1 protein-coding gene is annotated in these 1903 nt (G+C 45.9%); it reads right to left on the bottom strand.

Annotated elements, in window-relative coordinates; translation table 11 throughout:
- Positions 1-70 precede the first annotated feature (70 nt).
- Positions 71-1399 (bottom strand): group II intron reverse transcriptase/maturase, encoded by a 1329-nt coding sequence (ltrA, locus tag DFP97_RS30290; RefSeq protein WP_114384365.1) that lies wholly within the window; start codon positions 1397-1399, stop codon positions 71-73.
- Positions 1400-1903: the final 504 nt, after the last annotated feature.

Here is a 1903-nt window from a genome sequence, read left to right as displayed (position 1 = left end):
GTAGGTTGGGCCTGCAAACCCTCACAGATCCGTACGTGCCCAATTAAGGCATACGGCTCTTCAAATCATCTTACTGAACAAAGGCCTTAGCCTTGCGTTTCCCATAGATATTCACATAAATGCGGGGTTCCGGTAAAGGGTTTCGTTTTAGGAATTGGTTGAAGCTCTCCCAATTGAAGCTTTGTTTCTGGCTTCTGCGGTTTAGCCACTTCAACAGCGCTTTTTCTATCTCTCTCTTAAACTTGACTAGATTCGGGTGATTATCCGTGATCCCATAATATCGGTAATGTCCGGTTAATTTCTTGCGAATCGTTGCCATTAAGATTTCCAACTTTTCATGGCGATGCTGCTTCATCCAAATCCCGAACGTCTTAACTTTATTCTTGTATTTCTTTGCGCTTGTTTTGCGCTTTACCCGGAAGGATGTCCTCTTCGCATTCCTGCTGCAATAATGAGTAAAACCTAGGAAATCAAAAGTTGATGGTCTTCCACCACCATTTCTTTTATACCACTCTTCCGCATAGCTTCCAAAACGAATAATCTTCGTTTTCTCTTCCGCAATGCTCAGGTTGAACTCTTTTAATCGTTGGATAAGTGCCTCATAGAACTCTTTCGCATCCGTCTCGTATTGAAAGCAGCAAACAAAATCATCAGCATATCGCACCATGAATGCTTTCCCACGGCTCTGCCTCTTTATTCTTTTCTCAAACCATAAATCGAGCACGTAGTGGAGATAAATGTTTGCGAGCAGTGGGGAAATAATCGATCCCTGCGGGGTTCCTTCCTCCGTTGGCTCCAGGCGCCCCTCTTCCTGTACACCCGCTTTTAACATTCTGCGAATGAGGTGGAGGATATTAGGGTCTCCGATGCGAAGAGTCAGAAACTTTAACAGCCACTCGTGATCTACGTGATTGAAGAAACCCGAGATGTCCGCATCCACGATGAATTGGATCGATTGTTTGTCAATAATCTGATCCAACTGGATTAAGGCTCCATGACAACTTCGTTCCGGGCGAAATCCGTAGGAGCAGTCTAAGAAGTCTTGCTCATAGATCTGCTGCAGCACCTTGTTTAACGCCGATTGCACGATTTTATCTTCATATGCCGCTATGCCTAATGGTCGTTTGCTTTTCTCATCCTTTGGGATGTATGTTCGACGCGCCGGTTGCGGTCGATATCCCTTCCGCTTGAGCCGCCCTACCAAATCCTCGAGGTTTTCCTCCAACTGACCGGCATACTTCGCCTTGGTCACTTGATCTACCCCGGTGGCTTTGTTTGGATCCAGTTCTTCATGACACTGTCGCAACAGTTCCTTATTTAGCAAGTGATACATCGATGTGAATTTTTCTTGGGGTTGTCTTTTCGCAATCTCAGCTATTCTTGCTAATTTTGTTTCCATGTTTGTACCTACCCCTGTGTGTAGTTCATGTGTCCTTAGCGAGAGTGATAATTTGTAACCCCCTTCCAGCCGCCCTTCCGGCAACTGTACTATGAAGTTATCCGACTTCCTATCGTGCCATTTGAACATCCTACCTTTCCGGGTTGTTTGTTCATACTGCGGTTCCTTTCCTAACAAGTACTCGTCTGCCGCAGAACCGATAGGATCTCTCAAGATCCCATGTCATCATTGTCTAGCATGCCCTGCTCTCTGACCCCGGGAAAGGGATTAGCAACTCGCCTGTTACGCTGCTTATCCTGTTGTTTTCCGAGAGTTCAAAATCCGTCGACCTTCCCATTTTTGCAGTTCTTTCGAGGCTCAATCACACGGCCTACTATCTGACTGTCTACGCTTAAACCGTAAGGTTACCCTTAAAGCTCCAAGACTCGCTATTGGTGACCTGGCTAGAGTCTTCCCAAGCAGGATTTCCACCTGCTAAATGACATGACTTAACTTGACGCACTT

Origin of the sequence: Paenibacillus prosopidis (genome assembly GCF_003337375.1) — a bacterium.
GTDB lineage: Bacteria > Bacillota > Bacilli > Paenibacillales > Paenibacillaceae > Pristimantibacillus > Pristimantibacillus prosopidis.
This window is presented reverse-complemented; position numbering and strand designations above follow the sequence as displayed.